The sequence below is a fragment of the Aquitalea pelogenes genome, from assembly GCF_041914625.1.
Taxonomy (GTDB): Bacteria; Pseudomonadota; Gammaproteobacteria; order Burkholderiales; family Chromobacteriaceae; genus Aquitalea; species Aquitalea pelogenes.
Map to the genome: position 1 here is coordinate 38529 of NZ_JAYSDA010000028.1, position 18511 is coordinate 57039.

Below are 18511 nucleotides of genomic sequence, written 5' to 3' on the forward strand. Positions count from 1 at the left end.
CCAGACTGACTGTCTTGCCTACCCTCCATGCTGCAGGCGGTAGGCACTGGGCTTGCTGCCCGTTTCACGCAGGAAGAAGCGGGAAAAATACGCCGGGTCCTTGAAGCCCAGGTGATAGGCAATTTCGTTTACCGACCCGGCGGAATACATCAACAAGCGCTTGGCTTCCTGCAACAGCCGGTCATGCACCAGCCGCTTGGACGGCAAATCCGCCATGCGCCGGCAAATATCATTCAGCCGCGACTCGGTCACCCCCATTTCCTCGCCATAGCGCCACAGCGGCCAGTGCTCGCGAAAATGCGCTTCGATCAAGGCATTGAAGCGATGGAAAACCTGCAAGTCCTCGCGGCGGCATTGCCGGCTGTGCTCGCCCTGCGCACTCAGGCGCAAGGCCGTCACCAGTACCAGCTGCACCAGGCCGTGCAGCGCGGCCTCGCGCCCTACTGCGTCATGGCCATACTCCTCGGCCAGCAAGGCCAGCAGCTGTGGTAGCTGTTGTGCAGCAGCCCCGTCGGCCAGTTCAACGCAAAACGGCTGCATCAGCCCTGCCTCGCGCTGCGTTAGCGGCAAGGTATGCAATAACTGGCGCGCCAGTTCCTGCCGCACGGTCAGCACATAGCCGTCGGTATCAGCTTCGGTGATGAAGGCATGCGGCACGGTGGGTGGGGTAAAGAAAAACAGCGGAGCCTGCGCCACATAGTGCTGATCTTCCAGATACAGCCGTATCTGTCCGCTGGCCAGATAATGCAGCTGGAAAAAGCGGTCGTGCCGGTGCACCGGCATATTGCGGCCAAAAAACTCCGCCAGCTTGCCAAAGGCTTCCACATTGATATCCGACTCACCATAGCGACTGTCATACACCTTGCCGATGTCGATATTGGGAATCGGGGTACGGCTTTCCTGCTTCATGGCGGCTCCATGCTGTCATGTGCGCAAAATGCCACATGCCGACTGATTTCCATCTTTTGTACAGCAAGCATTTTCCAGCTGCAAGCCACAGCCGGCTCCTACCCTTTGTATTGATTGGCTTTCTCGCATTTCCAAGCAGTATTCCAGCGAAAACGAATAAACCAGCGTTCACAGTAATTCCATGAAAAGTACAGTTAATTCCTTAGAAAATGCGGCATGCCACATGGCATAGTGGGCAGCAACAGCGCTTGCAGCAGATAAAGCGCGTTGACAAAGACGGAAGCAGGCCCGTATAAAGTTAATATATTAAATAAATGGTCAGCCCCGCTGTCCACCACCACAACAAGGAAGAGACCGATGAAGCAAGGCCGCATCGTGCTGAACCAGCAAGCCCGCCACGTGACCGCGCTGGCCGATGGCAAGCTGCTGCTGGACAACGGCAATCCGCTGGCAGACTCCCCGCAATGGCTGGCTCCGGCCAGCGGCACCGTGTATGGCGTGGCACTGAACCACCGCAGCCTGCTGGAACAGCTGGAAGCCGAATTCCAGCAGCCGCCCTACCAGAAAGCCCCGGCCACGCCGGTGCTGTTCATCAAGCCGCGCAATACCCACGCCGGCCACGGCAGCGCCATTGCCCTGCCCACCCAGGCGGGCAAGGTGTTTGCCGGTGGTGCACTGGGTGTGGTGCTTGGCAAGGTGGCCAGCAAGGTGGCAGTCGAACAGGCACTGGCTGTCGTGGCTGGCTACACCGTGGTGAATGAAATCAGCCTGGAAGAAACCAGCTTCTACCGCCCGGCCGTCAAGGCCAAGTGCCGCGACGGTTTCTGCCCGATGGGCCCGTGGCAGGTGGATGCCGCTGCCATCGACCCGCTGAACGTGGAAATCCGCAGTTACCTGAATGGCGAGCTGGCTGAAACCCATCACAGCCGCGACTGGTTGCGCTCCGTGCCGCAGCTGATTGCCGCCCTCAGCCAGTTCATGACCTTGCAGCCGGGGGACGTGATCATCCCAGCCACCCCGCTGCGCCAGCTGGAAATCCGCCCCGGCGACACCGTGGCGGTGGAAATCGACGGCATCGGTCGCCTGGAAAACCGCCTGATCGCCGAGGAGAGCGCCCAATGAAACACGCCCGCATCCGCCTGCCCGGTGAGGCAGACATCCACGCAGTTCTGGTGAATGACGACCACTCGGTACAGCTGGCCGATGGCCGCCGCTTTGCCGAAGAGGCGGTCGAATGGCTGCCGCCGGCAGAAGGCACGGTGTTCGCGCTGGGGCTGAACTATGCCGACCACGCCGCCGAGCTGGCCTTCAAGGCCCCGACCGAGCCATTGGTGTTCCTCAAGTCACCGGCCACCCTCACCGGCCACCGGCAGGTATCGGTTCGCCCGGACAACATCACGTACATGCATTACGAATGCGAGCTGGTGGTGATCATCGGCAAAACCGCCAAGAACGTCAGCCGCGAACAGGCGATGGACTACGTGGCCGGCTACAGCGTGTGCAATGACTACGCCGTACGTGACTACCTGGAAAACTACTACCGGCCCAATCTGCGGGTGAAAAACCGCGACACCCTCACCCCGATCGGCCCTTGGTGGGTGGACCGCGACGACGTGGCCAACCCGGCCAGCCTCACCCTGCGCACCTGGGTGAATGGCGAGCTGCGCCAGCAGGGCAACACCAGCGACATGGTGTTCGACATTCCTTATCTGATTGCCTACCTCAGCAGCTTCATGACCCTGTCCCCCGGCGACATGATCGCCACCGGCACGCCGGAAGGATTGGCTGATGTGGTGCCGGGCGATGAGGTGATTGTCGAGGTGGAAGGCGTGGGCCGTCTGGTCAACCACATTGTCAGCGAGGCGCAGTACGCCGACAGGCTGCTGACAAAGTGATTTGATGAGATTGCACTGGACCCGGCAAAGCCGGGCCTTTCAACAAACTGATTGATTCCGCAGCCTTTCCATCTATTCCCGATCCCTTTGGCCTTGCCCTGCCAATTGAAGAAGGGCGCCTCGCTTTCTGCTTAGAAAGCGAGAGGGGGTTGTCAATAATCGGCTGAACGATTACCCGGCGCAGCCCGGTAGACGGCGCGCCTGCACAGGAGAACACAAGATGATCAAACACTGGATCAACGGCCGCGAGGTCGAGAGCAAAGAAGTCTTTGAAACCGTCAACCCGGCCACCGGCGAAGTGATTACCGAAGTCGCCTCCGGCGGTGCCGACGAAATCAACGCCGCCGTGGCCGCCGCCAAGGAAGCCTTTCCCAAGTGGGCAGGTACTCCGGCCAAGGAACGCGCCAGGATCATGCGCCGTCTGGGCGAGCTGATCGACCAGAACGTGCCCATGCTGGCCGAGCTGGAAACACTGGACACCGGCCTGCCGATTCACCAGACCAAAAACGTGCTGATTCCGCGCGCCTCGCACAACTTCGATTTCTTCGCCGAAGTGTGTACCCGCATGAACGGCCACAGCTACCCGGTGGACGACAGCATGCTCAACTACACGCTGTACCAGCCGGTGGGCGTGTGCGGCCTGGTGTCGCCGTGGAATGTGCCCTTCATGACTGCCACCTGGAAAACCGCGCCCTGCCTGGCGCTGGGCAATACTGCGGTACTGAAGATGTCCGAGCTGTCGCCGCTCACGGCAAACGAGCTGGGCCGTCTGGCGCTGGAAGCCGGTGTGCCGCCCGGCGTGTTCAATGTGGTGCAGGGCTATGGCGCCACCGCAGGGGATGCGCTGGTGCGCCATCCGGATGTCCGCGCCGTGTCGTTTACCGGCGGCACCGCCACCGGCAAGCGCATCATGCAGAATGCCGGGCTGAAGAAGTTTTCCATGGAGCTGGGCGGCAAGTCGCCGGTGCTGATTTTTGCCGATGCCGATCTGGACCGCGCACTGGACGCCGCGCTGTTCACCATCTTCTCGCTCAATGGCGAACGCTGCACCGCAGGCAGCCGCATCTTCATCCAGCGCCCGGTGTACGACAAGTTTGTCGAGGAATTCGCCGCGCGCGCCAAGCGCCTGATTGTTGGTGATCCGCAAGACCCGAAAACCCAGGTCGGCTCCATGATCACCCCGCAGCACTACGACAAGGTCACCGGCTATATCCGCATCGGCATGGAAGAAGGCGCCCGTCTGGTGGCCGGTGGTCTGGAACGCCCGGCCGGCCTGCCCGCCCATCTGGCACGTGGCAACTTCATCCAGCCCACGGTGTTTGCCGATGTGGACAACCGCATGCGCATTGCGCAGGAAGAAATCTTCGGCCCGGTGGTGTGCCTGATGCCGTTTGACGACGAGGCCGACGCGCTGCGGCTGGCCAACGATGTGGAATACGGCCTGGCGTCCTATATCTGGACCCAGGACATCGGCAAGGCCCACCGCCTGGCCCGTGGCATCGAAGCCGGCATGGTGTTCATCAACAGCCAGAACGTGCGCGACCTGCGCCAGCCCTTTGGTGGCGTGAAAGCCTCCGGCACCGGGCGCGAGGGGGGCGAATACAGCTTCGAGGTGTTTGCCGAAATCAAGAACGTCTGCATTTCGATGGGCAGCCACCATATTCCTCGCTGGGGCCTGTGAACTTATCGCCACTAACAAAAACCCTGCTGCGGCGTTGCGCCTCCTAGCCGTACTGCTTGTGCTGTCTGCGTCGGCGCGACTTGCATCAGGGACCTTGCACTATTTTGTTAGCAGCTGAAAAACAACAGATGGTCAGGGCGCCACAGAACGCCCGGCCTCTTGGCTGTGGCACACATCAATGCCCACTGCCCTCACGACTACAAAGGAGACACTCCATGGGACAACTCGCCCTGGCGGCCAAGATCACGCATGTGCCGTCGATGTATCTTTCCGAACTACCCGGCCAGCACCAAGGCTGCCGTCAGGCCGCCATCGACGGCCACAAGGAAATCGGCCGCCGCTGCCGCGAACTGGGGGTGGACACCATCGTGGTGTTCGATACCCACTGGCTGGTGAACTCCGGCTACCACATCAATTGCGCCCCGGCGTTTGAAGGGGTCTACACCTCCAACGAACTGCCGCATTTCATCAAGAACCTGCCCTATGCCTATCCGGGCAATCCGGCGCTGGGCCAGTTGCTGGCCGATGCCGCCACCAAGGCCGGGGTACACACCCGCGCACACGATGCCACCACGCTGGCACTGGAGTACGGCACGCTGGTGCCGATGCGCTACATGAATGCCGACCAGCATTTCAAGGTGGTGTCGGTGTCCGCCATGTGCACGGTGCACAACCTGGCCGACAGCGCCCGGCTGGGCATGGCCATGCGTCAGGCGGTGGAAGAACAGTACGACGGCAAAGTGGCCTTCCTCGCCAGCGGTTCACTGTCACACCGCTTTGCCCAGAACGGCGTGGCCGAGCAATACCTGCACAAGGTATGGAGCCCCTTCCTTGAAACCTTCGACCACGAAGTGGTGGACATGTGGCAGCGCGGCGACTGGAAAACCTTCTGCGCCATGCTGCCGGAGTATGCGGAAAAGTGTCATGGCGAAGGCTTCATGCACGACACCGCCATGCTGCTGGGCGCGCTGGGCTGGGACGAATACCAGGGCAAGGCCGAGGTGATCACGCCTTATTTTGGCAGCTCCGGCACCGGCCAGATCAACGTGGTACTTCCCGTCTGATTGCTTGCCCAACACGGCCAGCCCTGCCCCGGCAGGCTGGCAGTTTTCCCCGGAGGATTCCATGCCGCATTTCATCGTCGAATGTACCGACAATATCCGCGAGCAGGCCGACTTGCCCGGCCTGTTCGAAAAAGCCCATGCCTACCTGATTGGCACCGGTCTGTACCCGGTGGCGGGCATCCGCAGCCGCGCCATCTGGCTGGACACCTGGCGCATGGCCGATGGCGAGGCCGACTACGCCTTTGTCCACATGAGCCTGAAAATCGGCCACGGCCGTACGTTTGAAGAACGCGAGCGCACCGCCGAGGGCCTGTTTGCGCTGATCAAGCAGCACTTTGCCCCGCTGTTCGATGCCCGCTACCTGGCCCTCACTTTTGAACTGAGCGAGCTGGACGCCAGGCTCAGCTACAAGCACAACAACGTCCATCAGCGCTTCAGATAAACCGCCATGCATACCGCAAGTCAGGCACAGCAACAGGTGCGGCTGATCGTGCTGCTGGGGGTGCTGGTGGCCTTCGGCCCGCTGTCCATCGACATGTATCTGCCCGCCCTGCCCGCCATTGCGGCGGATCTGGCCGCGCCGGTGGCACGCATCCAGCTGACCATAGGCAGCTTTCTGGCCGGTTTTTGCGGCGGCATGCTGCTGTACGGCCCGCTGTCCGACCGCTATGGCCGCCGCCCGGTATTGCTGACCGGCCTCAGCCTGTATGTGCTGGCCAGCCTGGCTTGCGCTGCGGCGCAAACGGCAGAACAGCTGATTGCCCTGCGCGTGCTGCAAGCCATGGGTGGCGGCGCGGCCACGGTGATGGCGCGCGCCATCGTGCGCGATGCCTTTCCGCTGACGGAGGCCAGCCATGTGCTGACGCTGATGCAGCAGATCACCATGATCGCCCCCTTGCTGGCACCGCTGCTGGGTGGCTGGCTGTTGCTGCTGGCCGGTTGGCGCAGCCTGTTTTTGTTGCTGGCGCTGATTGGCGCGGCATCGCTGGCCGTGGTGGCACTGCGCCTGCCGGAAAGCCACCCGCCCAGTGGCCGCAGCGACATCACGCTGGGCAAAGCCTTCCGTGCCTATGGCCACCTGCTGCAACACCTGCCCACCATGGGCTACAGCCTGGCGCTGGGCCTGAGCTTTGGCGCGATGTTCGCCTACATCACCGGCTCGCCCTTTGTGTACATCCAGTACTTCGGCGTGGCCGCGCAGCATTACGGCTATCTGTTCGGGCTGAATATCGTCGCCATCGTGCTGTTCAGCCAGCTCAACCGCTACCTGCTGCGACGGCATGCCATCGACAGCCTGTTGCAATGGCAATGCGGCGTAGTGGCGCTGGCCGGGCTGGCGCTGTGGCTGCTGGGCGCGCACAGCCTGTGGCTGACCGTGCTGCCACTGCTGTTCAGCGTGGGCATGACCGGCAGCATCGGCCCCAATGCCATGGCGCGGCTCTTGCAACTGCATGCCGACCGGGCCGGTGCGGTGATGGCGCTGGCGGTATCCGGCCAGTTTGGCTGCGGCATGCTGGCCAGCGCACTGGTGGCCAGCCTGTTTGACGGCAGCCCGCGCGCCATGTGTCTGCTGGTGATGGCCTGCGGTATCGCCGCCTGGCTGAGTCTGCAATTGATCCGTTTTTCCCGGAAACCGACATGAACACCGAATCCCGCCCATCCGCGTCCCTGCTGCGTGAACAGGCTTATATCAACGGCCAATGGCTGACCGGCGCGCAACAGTTTGCCGTGCACAACCCGGCCAGCGGCGCACTGCTGGCCCGGGTGGCGGATCTTGGCGCAGCAGAAACCTGCACGGCCATTAAGGCCGCCCATGCTGCCCTGCCCGCCTGGCGCGCACTGAGCGCGCAGCAGCGCGCCACCATGCTGCTGCGCTGGCATGCGCTGATCCTGCAACACCAGCAGGAGCTGGCGGCGCTGATCAGCCAGGAGCAAGGCAAACCGCCAGCCGAGAGCACCGGCGAAATTGCCTACGGTGCCAGCTATATCGAATGGTTTGCCGAGGAGGGAAAACGGGTTTACGGCGAAGTGATTCCCAGCCCATTTGCCGACAAGCGCCTGCTCACCGTGCGCCAGGGCGTGGGCGTGGTGGCGGCCATTACGCCGTGGAATTTCCCCCACGCCATGATTACCCGCAAGGTGGCCCCGGCGCTGGCCGCCGGCTGTACCGTGGTGTTGAAACCGGCCGCCGAAACGCCCTTGTCCGCACTGACGCTGGCGGCTCTGGCCGAACAGGCAGGCCTGCCGCCCGGCGTATTCAATGTCGTCACAGGTACCGATGCGGTGGCCATCGGCGCTGAACTGACCGGCAGCCCGCTGGTGCGGGCGCTGAGCTTCACCGGCTCCACCGCCGTGGGCAAATTGCTGATGCGCCAGTGCGCCGACACGGTGAAAAAACTGGGGCTGGAGCTGGGCGGCAATGCGCCCTTCATCGTGTTTGACGATGCCGATCTGGATGCCGCCGTGCAGGGCGCGCTGTTTGCCAAATTCCGCAACAGCGGCCAGACCTGTGTCTGCGCCAACCGCCTGCTGGTGCAGGACGGCATCTACGATGCCTTTGCCGACAGACTCGCCGCTGCCGTGGCCGCGCTACAGGTTGGCCCGGCCAGCGAACCCGGCATGCAGCAAGGCCCGCTGATCAGCCAGGCAGCGGTGGCCAAGGTGCAGCGCCATATAGCCAACGCCGTCAGCCTGGGGGCAAGGGTGCTTAGCGGCGGTGCGCCGCATGCACGCGGCGGCAACTTCTTTCAGCCCACCGTGCTGGCCGATGTCACCGAACAGATGCTGGTGGCACAGGAGGAAACCTTTGGCCCGCTGGCTCCGCTGATCCGCTTTCACGACGAAGCCGAGGCCATCCGTCTGGCCAATAGCGGCGAGTCGGGCCTCGCCGCCTACTTCTTCAGCCGCGATGTAAGCCGTTGCTGGCGGGTGGCCGAAGCCATCGAAGCGGGGATGGTGGGCATCAACGAAGGGGCCATTTCCACCGCCGTCGCCCCGTTTGGCGGCATCAAGCAGTCCGGGCTGGGCCGCGAAGGCGGACGGCTGGGGCTGGAAGAATTCATGGAAACCAAATACCTGTGCTTTGGCGGCATCGCCAACTGAGGAGACCACATGCTGACGCAAGACATCATCCACACTACCGCCCGCCGCCTGCATCAGGCCGAACAGCAACGCGAGCAGATCCGCCAGATTTCGCTGGACTACCCGGACATCACTATTGAAGACGCCTATGCCATCCAGCGCTGCTGGGTGGAGATGAAACTGGCAGAAGGCAGGACGATCAAGGGCCACAAGATCGGCCTGACTTCGCGTGCCATGCAGATGTCCTCGCAGATCAACGAACCGGACTACGGCACCCTGCTGGACGACATGTTCTTCAATGATGGCAGCGACATTCCTACCAGCCGCTTCATCGTGCCGCGGGTGGAAGTGGAGCTGGCCTTCATCCTGGGTAAGGAGCTGAAAGGCCCGGACATCACCCTGTTCGATGTGTATCAGGCCACCGATTTTGTCATTCCGGCACTGGAAATCATCGACGCGCGCAGCCAGTCCATCGACCCGGCATCCGGTCGCCCGCGCAAGGTGTTCGATACCATTTCCGACAACGCTGCCAATGCCGGCGTGGTGATGGGCGGCCGCCCGGTGAAGCCATCCGAGCTGGACCTGCGCTGGGTATCTGCGCTGATGTACCGCAACGGGGTGATCGAGGAATCCGGCGTGGCCGCAGCGGTGCTGAACCACCCGGCCAATGGCGTGGCCTGGCTGGCCAACAAGCTGGCGCCGTTTGATGTCAGCCTCAAGCCCGGTCAGGTGATTCTGGGTGGCTCCTTCACCCGCCCGGTGCCGGCGCGGGCTGGCGATACCTTCCATGTGGACTATGGGCCGCTGGGTGCCATCAGCTGCCGCTTTGTTTAGATCAGCGAACAAAAACCCTGCTGCTGCGTTGCGCCTCCTGGCCGTACACCTTGTACTGTCTGCGTCGGCGCGCCTTGCATCAGGGGCGCTGCGCTATTTTGTCAGCTGCTCTTGTTTTTTAAGGAAAATTCCATGCAGAACCCATCCAACCGCTTCAAGGCTGCGCTGAAAAACGGCGAAGTACAGATCGGCCTGTGGCTGAGCCTGGCCAGCCCCTACAGCGCCGAGCTGCTGGCCGGTGCCAGTTTCGACTGGCTGCTGATCGACGGCGAACACGCGCCCAACACACTTACCGACATGCTGGGCCAGCTGCAGGCCATCGCCCCCTACCCCAGCCACCCGGTAGTGCGCCCGGTATGGAACGACCCGGTGCGCATCAAGCAGATTCTGGACATTGGCGCGCAAACCCTGCTGCTGCCCATGGTGCAGACCGCCGAAGAAGCGGCACTGGCGGTAGCCGCCACCCGCTATCCACCGCATGGCATCCGCGGAGTGGGCAGCGCCATTGCCCGCGCCTCGCGCTGGAACCGCATCGAGGGCTACCTCAAGCATGCGGAAGACGAGCTGTGCGTGCTGGTGCAGATCGAAACCCGTCAGGGTCTTAACAATCTGGACGCCATTGCCGCCACACCCGGCGTGGATGGCGTGTTCATCGGCCCGGCAGATTTGTCCGCCGACATGGGCTATCTGGGCCAGCCAGCCCACCCGGAAGTACAAGCCGCCATCGAACAGGCCATCGCCCGCATCCGCGCCCAGGGCAAGGCGGCCGGCATCCTGATGGCTGATGAAAAACTGGCCCGTCACTATATCGAGCTTGGCGCGCAGTTTGTCGCCGTGGGCGTGGACAGCACCGTGCTGGCGCGTAGTGCCGAAGCACTGGCCGGTCGCTTCAAGACTGGCGGTCAGCAAGCCGGTGCCAGTGGTGTGTACTGAAACAAAACCGGGCAGCCCGCTGGGCTGTCCGCTGGCACTGTGTCCAGCCACCAGATAATTAATATATTCAATTAACCACAACCGAAAGGACCGCACAGCCACATCGCACACCGCAGCAAGGCAACAAGGTGATCTGCCAGCAAGAGCAGGCACCACGACAAAGGACAACACGCCGGAACGCTCCCGGCACGATAAATGAGGAGAAGTGCATGAGTCTGGATAAAGCCACGACCTGCCACACCGCGCCCAACCTGATGGATCAGGCGCACAAGGACGACACACAGCAAGAACAGCGGGTAATCCGCAAAGTCTCCGGACGCCTGATCTGGTTTCTGTTCATCCTGTTCGTATTTTCCTTTCTGGACCGTATCAACATCGGCTTTGCCGGCCTCACCATGGCCAAAAGCCTGAACCTGACGGCCACCATGTTCGGCTTTGCCGCCACCATTTTTTACATCACCTACGTGTTGTGCGGCATCCCCAGCAACATGATGCTCAGCCGCATCGGTGCGCGGCGCTGGATGGCCGGCATCATGGTGGCCTGGGGCTTTGCCTCCACCGCCACCATGTTTGCCCATGACGCCACCAGCCTGTACATCCTGCGCGCACTGGTGGGCATTACCGAAGCCGGCTTCCTGCCCGGTATGCTGGTCTACCTCACTCTCTGGTTTCCACGCGTCTACCGCGCCCGCGCCAATGCCCTGTTCATGATTGCCATGCCGGTAACGGCAGCGCTGGGCTCGGTGGTATCCGGCTATCTGCTGGAAATGGACGGCATCTGGCAACTGGCCGGCTGGCAGTGGCTGTTTCTGGTGGAAGGCCTGCCCTCAGCCGTGCTGGGCGTGGTGGTGTGGTTTTATCTGGATGACTCGCCGGCCAAGGCAAAATGGCTCAGCCCGGACGAAAAGCGTTGCTTGCAAGGCATGCTGGACGCCGAAGCACACCAGCCGGCCCAGCAACATTCCGGCGTAATGCACGAACTGCTGCAACCGACGGTGCTGAAATTCGCCTTCGCCTATTTCTGCCTGGTCAACACGCTGAGCATGGTGAATATCTGGGTGCCGCAAATCGTCAAAAGCTTCAATGCCGGCAGCAGCAATGTCACCATCGGCATCCTGGCCGCCATTCCGCAGCTGGGCACCATTTTGCTGATGCTGTGGTGGGGCGCGCGTTCCGACCGCACCCAGGAGCGCAAATGGCACACCGTGCTGCCCATGCTGTTTGCCGCAGCAGGCTGGCTGCTGACCGCCTATGCCGGCGACCCGGTGGTGCGGCTGGCCGGCATCGTGATGGCATCGGCCGGTTCCTTTACCGCCATGACCATTTTCTGGACCACCCCGGACACCACGCTGTCGACCAAGGCCAAGGCGGTGGGCATTGCGCTGATCAACGCCACCGGCAATATCGGTTCGGCGCTCAGCTCCTTCGTGGTGGGCTGGCTGAAGGACATGTCGCACAGCTTCACCAGCGGCCTGTTGTATGCGGTAGCCGCCTTGCTGATCGGTGCGCTGGTGTTTCTGCTGATTCCGCTGCAAAAGCCGGCCCGCCACTGAACCATTAACCCTTCCCTATTTACCTGCACGGTGTCCGGCATCAAGGCCGCACACCGCGACGGCCTGCGCCTGACAATCGGCAACGCAGGCCCAAACCGGAGCCATATCATGCAAGGCAAACATTTTTGGGCAGCCCTGTTCCTGCTGCCGCTACTGGCCCACGCCGACGTCACCCTGTACGGCACACTGGACGAAACCATCGAATCGGTAGGTACCCGTGGTGCTGCCAATGGTCAGCCCGGCAGCAGCGTGCGCCGCATCAGTTCGGACAGCTCGCTGATCGGCTTCAAGGGCCGTGAAGAGCTGGGCAACGGACTGAGCGCCTACTGGCAGCTGGAGAGCAATCTGTGGCTGGACAGCGCGCCGTCCTATGCCACCTTTGGCACCCGCGACAGCTTTGTCGGCTTCGCCACGCCTGCCGGCAATGTGCAGGCCGGCCTGATCAGCCCGCCTACCCGCGTGGTGGCCGGCATGCTGGATGTCAATCAGGGCAATACCGGCATTGGCATGTCCGGCGCGCTGCTGGGCAAGCTGGGCAATATCCTGTCCGCTGACGGCCTGCTGAAGAGCTATGGCAGCGCCACCCCGGCCGACGGCAATGGCAACACCCTGGTGCGCACCAGCCCCTTCGACACCCGCCGCAAGAATGCCGTGCAGTACACCAGCCCCAGCTGGCAGGGGCTGACGGCAACCGTGGGCTATGACGCGGTGGAAACACGCGCCGCCGGTGCCAGTCATACCGCCAGCGTGTTTGACCTCGGGCTGAGCTATCGCGGTGGCCCATGGCTGCTGACCTCCGCTTACGAGCGCATCGACACCGGTGTGGATGATGCTGCCAGCAGCACAACCCAGTTCCGCCAGGTGTGGAACCTGCGCGCAGGTGGCTATTACCGTTTTGGCGAAGTCAGCCGTATCGGCCTGCTGCTTGACCACACCGATGGCAAGCTCACGCCCACGGCCGCCGCCAGTTATCAGGGCAGCAGCCTCAGCCAGAATGTGTGGTATGCCCAGGCCGTTATCGGCGTCGGCGACCATGGACGGCTGATCAGCCAGTATGGCGAGTCCGGCAAGCTGCAAGGCAGCACAGCCAGCGATAGCGGACGGGCACGCCATGCCGAGCTGGGCTACGAATACGACCTGTCGCGTCACACCACCCTGAAAGCCCTCTATGCGCAAATCCGGAATCATGGCAGCGCTGCCTATGATTTCGGCTTCAGCAGTATTGGCAGTGTGCCTGCTGGCAGTACGGTACACGGACTGGCCATGGGGCTGCGCCACAGCTTCTGACGCCAAACTCGCTCCAGATGGGCAGATTCTCCTTTCAGCTGCACCATCCTTGTCAGCCACCCCTTGCCGGGTGGCTGTTTTTTTGCCGCATCTGCCTTTTGGTGCAGGGTCGAAGAAATCCATGAAAAGTACAGTAATCAACCTGAAACTTGTATTTCATGGCTGCAATATGGCCTACATAATGCAGTCAGCACGTCGCGCTTTTACGCGCGGCAGACGATAACAACACCAAGTGCCAGCTGGCTGCCGTATTTCATTGCTCACGGCACGAATACTTAACTTGTTAATAAAATACATGCAACAGGAGACATTCATGAGTGAGAACACACTGCTGACCCGGCTGCAGCAAATCCTGCCGAAAATCGCCGCCAACGCAGACAAGGCCGAAGCCATGCGGCAGGTGCCGGAACAAAACATCCGCCTGCTCAAAGGCATTGGCATGCATCGCGCCTTCCAGCCGAAGAAATACGGCGGGCTGGAAATCTCCCTGCCGGAATTTGCTGACTGCGTGGCCGCACTGGCCGGTGCCTGTGGCGGCACCGCCTGGGCATTCAGCCTGCTGTGCACTCATAGCCACCAGCTGGCCATGTTCTCGCAACAATTGCAGGACGAAGTATGGGCCAACAACCCGGACGCCACCGCCAGCAGCAGCATTGCCCCGTTCAGCCAGATCGAGGAAGCCGAGGGTGGCGTGTACCTGAGCGGCGAAATGGGCTGGAGCAGCGGTTGCGATCATGCCGAATGGGCCATTGTCGGCATGCGCCGCAAAAATGCCGAGGGCGAACTGGTCTACAGCTTTGGCGTGCTGCCACGCAGTGACTATGAAATCCGCGACAACTGGTTTGCCATGGGCATGAAAGGCAGCGGCTCCAAAACCCTGGTGATTCGCAATGCCTTCATCCCCAATCACCGTATCGAAGCGGCCAAGGACATGATGGAAGGCCGCTCCAGCGGCTTTGGCCTGTATCCGGACAGCGATATTTTCACCACGCCGTACCGCCCCTATTTTGCCAGCGGCTTTGCCGCCATCAGCCTGGGTATTGCCGAACGCATGTTGCAGGCCTTCAAGGACAAAACTGCCAACCGCGTGCGGGCCTACACCGGTGCCAGCGTCGGCACTGCCACGCCTGCCCTCATGCGCCTGGCAGAGTCCACCCACCAGGTGGCTGCCGCCCGCGCCTTGCTGGAAAAGACCTGGCAGGATCATGCAGAACACGGCCGTCGCCGTGCCTACCCGGACCGCCTTACACTGGCCTATTGGCGTACCAATCAGGCTTATGCGGTCAAGATGTGCATCGAAGCGGTGGATCGCCTGTTCAGCGCCGCCGGTGCCACCAGCTGGATGGAAGGCAACGAGCTGCAACGCCTGTTCCGTGACTCGCACATGACCGGTGCCCACGCTTATACCGACTACGATGTCTGCGCCCAGATCCTTGGCCGCGAACTGATGGGACTGGAACCCGACCCCAGCATGGTCTGACACCACCCCACAACAAGCAAAACAAGGAGATGAGGATGACAAGCAAACCACCGGCCAGTGTGGATGACCCACGCCTGTTCCGCCGCGCGCTGGGTAACTTTGCCACCGGCGTCACCGTGATGACGGCCTGCGATAGCGATGGACAAAAAGTGGGCGTCACCGCCAATAGTTTCAACTCGGTATCGCTCGACCCACCGCTGATTCTTTGGAGCATAGACAAGCGCTCCGGCAGCTATCCGGTATTTGCCTCGGCCAGTCACTTTGCCGTCAATATCCTGGCAGCCGACCAGATCAGCCTGTCCAACCGCTTTGCCCGCCAGAGCGACGACCGCTTTGCCGGTGTACCGCACACGCAGGGCGCTGGTGGCACGCCGCTGCTGGAGGACTGCGCCGCCCGCTTCGTGTGCGAACGCCATGCCATACATGATGGCGGAGATCACTGGATCATGCTGGGCAAGGTGGTGGCACTGGACGACTTTGGCCGGGCACCCCTGCTCTACCATCAGGGCAGTTATGCCATGGCATTGCCGCATGGCCTGCAGCAAAAGAAAGAAGAAAGCAGCCCGGCAGACCGGCAATGGCAAAAGCGGCTGGATGGAAATGTCTACTACCTGCTGACCCAGGCAGTACGGGCCTACCAGCAACATTACCAGCCATTGCAACTGGCCACCGGGCTGCGTACCAGCGAGGCACGCATGCTGCTGGTGATGGAACAGGGCCTGGATATGGCATCCATGCACGGCGAGGTCAACATGCCGGACAGGGAAGTGGAACAAGCCGCCCAGATGCTGATACGCAAGGAGCTGATCAGCCTGCAAGGACAGCATTATCAGCTGACCCAGCAAGGCAAGCTGCATGCCGAGGCCTTGCATGACCTGGCCGAGCAACAACAAGCCGCCATGCTGGCCAGTTTCACGCCCGATGAAATCGCCACCTTCCGCCGGATTCTGCAGGCCATCATCAGTCGGCGCTGAGCGTAATGCATCGCCATGAAAAAGAGCTGTCGGGAAACCGGCAGCTCTTTTGCTGTCATGCAGGCCTGTGATTGGCTCAGGACAAGCTACGCAATTGCCGGGCCAGCATCTGCAAGCGCAAGTCCAGATCCGCCAGCAGTATTTCCAGCTGTTCGGCATTGCCGGTCTTGCAGATTTTCTCCTGCTGCTCGCACGAGCGTACTACCTGCCGGGCATCAATCAGGCGCGCCGCACCCTTGATCTTGTGCAACATCTGGGCAAGGCCATTCCAGTCCCGCTCGGCAAAGCATGCCTTGGCGGCGGCAAAGTCCTGCTGGTTGCTTTCGAGCAGCTTGCTGACAAACTTCTCTATCAGATCCTGATTGCCATCAAACAAGGCAGACAGGCTGCTGGCTTCATACACCGGCAATCGTTGCATGCAGACATCCAGGCTGTAGCGCAGCAGCACAGTATGCAAAAACGGCAAGGTAACCGGTTTAGGCAGCAGGATATTGAAGCCTGCTTCCTGCGCACGTTGTTGATCCCGTTCGGAAGGGTCAGCCGATATGCCAATGGCCGGGCGCTGCTCACCCGCGGCCCGCAGCTGTTGCACCAGGTCAAACCCTCCCAGCTGCGGCATGCTCAAATCGGTCAGCAAGCAATCAAACTGCCCCTGCTGCCATTGAGTCAGCGCATCCAGTCCGTTACTGACCCCCACCACCTGGCAACCCAGTCGCAGCAACTGGCTGTTAAGCAGAAAAAGATTGGCCAGATTATCCTCTGCAACCAGTACCCGCGGTTGCAACCCTTCGGCCCACAGATCCGACTCGGGCGTGCCGGCTCCTTCGTTTGGTCCGTAAGGGCTGGAAGCAGAATCCGCCGCGCGTGCTTGCAAGCGGTGGCCGATGCACCGCCGCATTGAAATCCATTGATGATATGACATGACACTGACACCTGTTTGTGATTATCCGCCGCGTTCCAGCACGTTCAGAAGCTCAGACTGGCGCTGGCAGCGTACCGACCATGAGCCTCTCTAAGCTTAGAAAAGGCAATGCAATCACTATCCGGGTTATTTCTTAACAAACAATAGGAAATTTCTGATCATGTATCGCCAAACATCCCGACGCTGCCAAAGCCAGCATGGCAGCCCCGCACACACACACCGGAGGGCAGGCATTTAGACAGCGTACGCACAACGCGCTACATTGTTGTCTGCACCATCTTCAAGCCGGCATTTGATGGCGGCATCATCGGAGCCCTCATGATTCATCACCAACATCCATTGACATCCAGTTGCCTGGGAACGCAGCGCCAGCTCTCCAGCTTTCACTTCGGCCAGCCGGGCTCCAGCGCCGGGAAGGCTTATATCCAGGCATCTTTGCATGCAGACGAGCTCCCCGGCATGCTGACCGCGTGGGAACTGAAACAGGCACTGCAAGTACTGGAACAGGAAGGAAAAATTGCCGGTGAAATCATTCTGGTACCGCAAGCCAACCCGATTGGCCACGCCCAGTCGCTGCTGGGGTATCAGCTTGGTCGCTTCGAACTGGCCAGCGGACAAAACTTCAACCGCCACTACCCGCAGCTGACCCAGGCGGTGTACGCCGCAGTCAAGCATCAGCTGGGCAAGGATGCCAAAGCCAATACCGCACTGATCCGCCAGGCCATGCGCCAACACCTGCAACAACTGGCTGAACCTACCGAGTTGGTCAGCCTGCGCAAGCAGCTGTTACTGCTGGCCGCCGATGCCGATATCGTGCTGGACCTGCACTGCGACAGCAATGCGGCCTTGCATGTCTACACCGGCACGCCCTTGTGGCCACAGTGCGAGCCACTGGCGCGCTACTTGCAATCCCATGCGCAATTGCTGGCTACCGAGTCCGGCGATTATCCGTTTGACGAAGCCTGCAGCCAGACCTGGTGGGAGCTGGAAGCACTGTGCCGCCAGGATGGCCTGGATGTGCCCATCGAAATGGCCTGTCTGTCGGTAACCGTGGAATTGCGTGGACAACATCAGGTGGCACAGGCGCTGGCGCGGCAGGACGCACGCGCCATCCTGGATTTTCTCTGCCTGCGCGGCTTGATTGCGGGCGAAGCACCGGCATTGCCACCGCTGCCCTACCCGGCCACTCCGCTGTCCGGCTCGGAAAACCTGCAGGCACCCCATCCGGGAGTGGTCAATTTCCTGCTGGCTCCCGGCACACTGGTAGCAGCAGGCCAGGCCGTGGCCGAAATCATCGACCCTCTACAGGACAAGGTGGCAGTTTTGAGTTCACGCTATGGCGGCATGCTGTACGCACAGGAACTGCACCCGTATGCCACGGCGGGCATGACGGTAGCCAAGGTGGCCACCGCACAGTCATTCAAGACAGGAAAACTGCTATCGGCCTGAGGAATTGGGGGCCGCATCCCCTTGCTGGCCGGAAGGAGCCTGTGCAATGGCCTGTAACAAGCAGGCCGGGCACAGGCAATCTCCGCCATCCTGCGTCATGGGCATGACATTGGGCAGACTGGCACACCAGCAGTTTTCCTCACCATCAGCAATACCACAGCGGAAGGTGTCGCCACAGCGCTGGCACTGCTTGGCCTGGGCAAGCGGCGGCAAGGACAACAAGCGGTTCCACACCGCTTTTTTTTCATAGTCGCTGAAGCCTGGCCAACCAGCTATTTCCTTTAATGTTCGCCGGCAACTCTTGCAGCTTTCCCCGGTGGCATCCAGTTGGCAACGCTGCTGACAGGGGGATGGAATGGGAGAGGTACTCATGCGGGCCGCCCGGACAGAACGCCAGTACGCCGCAGGCATGCAAAATCCGCAGGGCTGCGCTGCAGCCCGGAATGATG

The 18511-nt window shown here is 61.4% G+C and carries 17 protein-coding genes; 14 read left to right on the forward strand and 3 right to left on the reverse strand.

Annotation, left to right across the window (positions count from 1 at the left end; genetic code table 11):
* Nucleotides 1-18 precede the first annotated feature (18 nt).
* Complete coding sequence (gene hpaA, locus ACE3SE_RS18310; protein WP_374557357.1) at nt 19-909, reverse strand: 4-hydroxyphenylacetate catabolism regulatory protein HpaA; 891 nt, start codon at nt 907-909, stop codon at nt 19-21.
* Nucleotides 910-1266: 357 nt separating this feature from the next.
* Here hpaA and ACE3SE_RS18315 point away from each other — a divergent pair, with 357 nt between their 5' ends.
* The 13 genes from ACE3SE_RS18315 (at nt 1267) to ACE3SE_RS18375 (ending at nt 15691) form a co-directional block, all read left to right on the forward strand.
* Nucleotides 1267-2031: a fumarylacetoacetate hydrolase family protein gene (locus ACE3SE_RS18315; protein ID WP_374557359.1), complete on the forward strand. Its 765-nt coding sequence runs from the start codon at nt 1267-1269 to the stop codon at nt 2029-2031.
* Nucleotides 2028-2804: a fumarylacetoacetate hydrolase family protein gene (locus ACE3SE_RS18320; protein ID WP_062789322.1), complete on the forward strand. Its 777-nt coding sequence runs from the start codon at nt 2028-2030 to the stop codon at nt 2802-2804. The genes ACE3SE_RS18315 and ACE3SE_RS18320 overlap by 4 nt, the downstream gene beginning before the upstream one ends.
* Nucleotides 2805-3024: 220 nt before the next feature.
* Complete coding sequence (gene hpaE, locus ACE3SE_RS18325) at nt 3025-4485, forward strand: 5-carboxymethyl-2-hydroxymuconate semialdehyde dehydrogenase (protein ID WP_131355149.1); 1461 nt, start codon at nt 3025-3027, stop codon at nt 4483-4485.
* A gap of 215 nt (nt 4486-4700) precedes the next feature.
* The gene (hpaD, locus tag ACE3SE_RS18330) at nt 4701-5549 is read left to right on the forward strand and encodes a 3,4-dihydroxyphenylacetate 2,3-dioxygenase (RefSeq protein ID WP_374557362.1); all 849 of its coding nucleotides are present in this window, start codon (nt 4701-4703) and stop codon (nt 5547-5549) included.
* 61 nt (nt 5550-5610) lie between these two features.
* Nucleotides 5611-5991: a 5-carboxymethyl-2-hydroxymuconate Delta-isomerase gene (locus ACE3SE_RS18335; protein WP_045847046.1), complete on the forward strand. Its 381-nt coding sequence runs from the start codon at nt 5611-5613 to the stop codon at nt 5989-5991.
* 6 nt (nt 5992-5997) lie between these two features.
* Nucleotides 5998-7191 carry a Bcr/CflA family multidrug efflux MFS transporter gene (locus ACE3SE_RS18340; RefSeq protein ID WP_374557364.1) on the forward strand — a complete coding sequence of 398 codons (1194 nt, stop codon included), beginning with the start codon at nt 5998-6000 and terminating at the stop codon, nt 7189-7191.
* A complete protein-coding gene (locus tag ACE3SE_RS18345) occupies nt 7188-8651 on the forward strand; it encodes an NAD-dependent succinate-semialdehyde dehydrogenase (protein WP_374557367.1) in 1464 nt (487 codons plus the stop codon). Before ACE3SE_RS18340 ends, ACE3SE_RS18345 begins: the two co-directional genes overlap by 4 nt.
* Nucleotides 8652-8660: 9 nt before the next feature.
* The gene (gene hpaH, locus ACE3SE_RS18350; protein WP_045847043.1) at nt 8661-9464 is read left to right on the forward strand and encodes a 2-oxo-hept-4-ene-1,7-dioate hydratase; all 804 of its coding nucleotides are present in this window, start codon (nt 8661-8663) and stop codon (nt 9462-9464) included.
* Nucleotides 9465-9596: 132 nt separating this feature from the next.
* Nucleotides 9597-10397: a 4-hydroxy-2-oxoheptanedioate aldolase gene (gene hpaI / locus ACE3SE_RS18355; RefSeq protein ID WP_374557370.1), complete on the forward strand. Its 801-nt coding sequence runs from the start codon at nt 9597-9599 to the stop codon at nt 10395-10397.
* Between the two features lie 209 nt (nt 10398-10606).
* Nucleotides 10607-11950 carry a 4-hydroxyphenylacetate permease gene (hpaX, locus tag ACE3SE_RS18360; RefSeq protein ID WP_374557372.1) on the forward strand — a complete coding sequence of 448 codons (1344 nt, stop codon included), beginning with the start codon at nt 10607-10609 and terminating at the stop codon, nt 11948-11950.
* Nucleotides 11951-12058: 108 nt separating this feature from the next.
* Complete coding sequence (locus ACE3SE_RS18365) at nt 12059-13237, forward strand: porin (protein WP_374557374.1); 1179 nt, start codon at nt 12059-12061, stop codon at nt 13235-13237.
* Nucleotides 13238-13550: 313 nt separating this feature from the next.
* Nucleotides 13551-14717 (forward strand): p-hydroxyphenylacetate 3-hydroxylase oxygenase component, encoded by a 1167-nt coding sequence (locus ACE3SE_RS18370; RefSeq protein ID WP_374557376.1) that lies wholly within the window; start codon nt 13551-13553, stop codon nt 14715-14717.
* Between the two features lie 35 nt (nt 14718-14752).
* Nucleotides 14753-15691, forward strand: a complete 939-nt coding sequence (locus ACE3SE_RS18375; RefSeq protein ID WP_374557378.1) for a p-hydroxyphenylacetate 3-hydroxylase reductase component — start codon at nt 14753-14755, stop codon at nt 15689-15691.
* Between the two features lie 76 nt (nt 15692-15767).
* Here the strand turns inward: ACE3SE_RS18375 and ACE3SE_RS18380 are convergent, their stop codons facing one another.
* Nucleotides 15768-16589 carry an Hpt domain-containing response regulator gene (locus ACE3SE_RS18380; protein WP_374557380.1) on the reverse strand — a complete coding sequence of 274 codons (822 nt, stop codon included), beginning with the start codon at nt 16587-16589 and terminating at the stop codon, nt 15768-15770.
* A 342-nt stretch (nt 16590-16931) separates the two neighbouring features.
* Here ACE3SE_RS18380 and ACE3SE_RS18385 point away from each other — a divergent pair, with 342 nt between their 5' ends.
* Entirely contained in the window at nt 16932-18062 is a 1131-nt protein-coding gene (locus ACE3SE_RS18385) for a succinylglutamate desuccinylase/aspartoacylase family protein (protein ID WP_374557382.1), read from the forward strand.
* On the opposite strand, the gene ACE3SE_RS18390 is transcribed toward ACE3SE_RS18385, so the two are convergent.
* Nucleotides 18051-18473: a cysteine-rich CWC family protein gene (locus ACE3SE_RS18390; RefSeq protein ID WP_374557384.1), complete on the reverse strand. Its 423-nt coding sequence runs from the start codon at nt 18471-18473 to the stop codon at nt 18051-18053. The two genes, ACE3SE_RS18385 and ACE3SE_RS18390, sit on opposite strands and share 12 nt — an antisense overlap.
* Nucleotides 18474-18511: the final 38 nt, after the last annotated feature.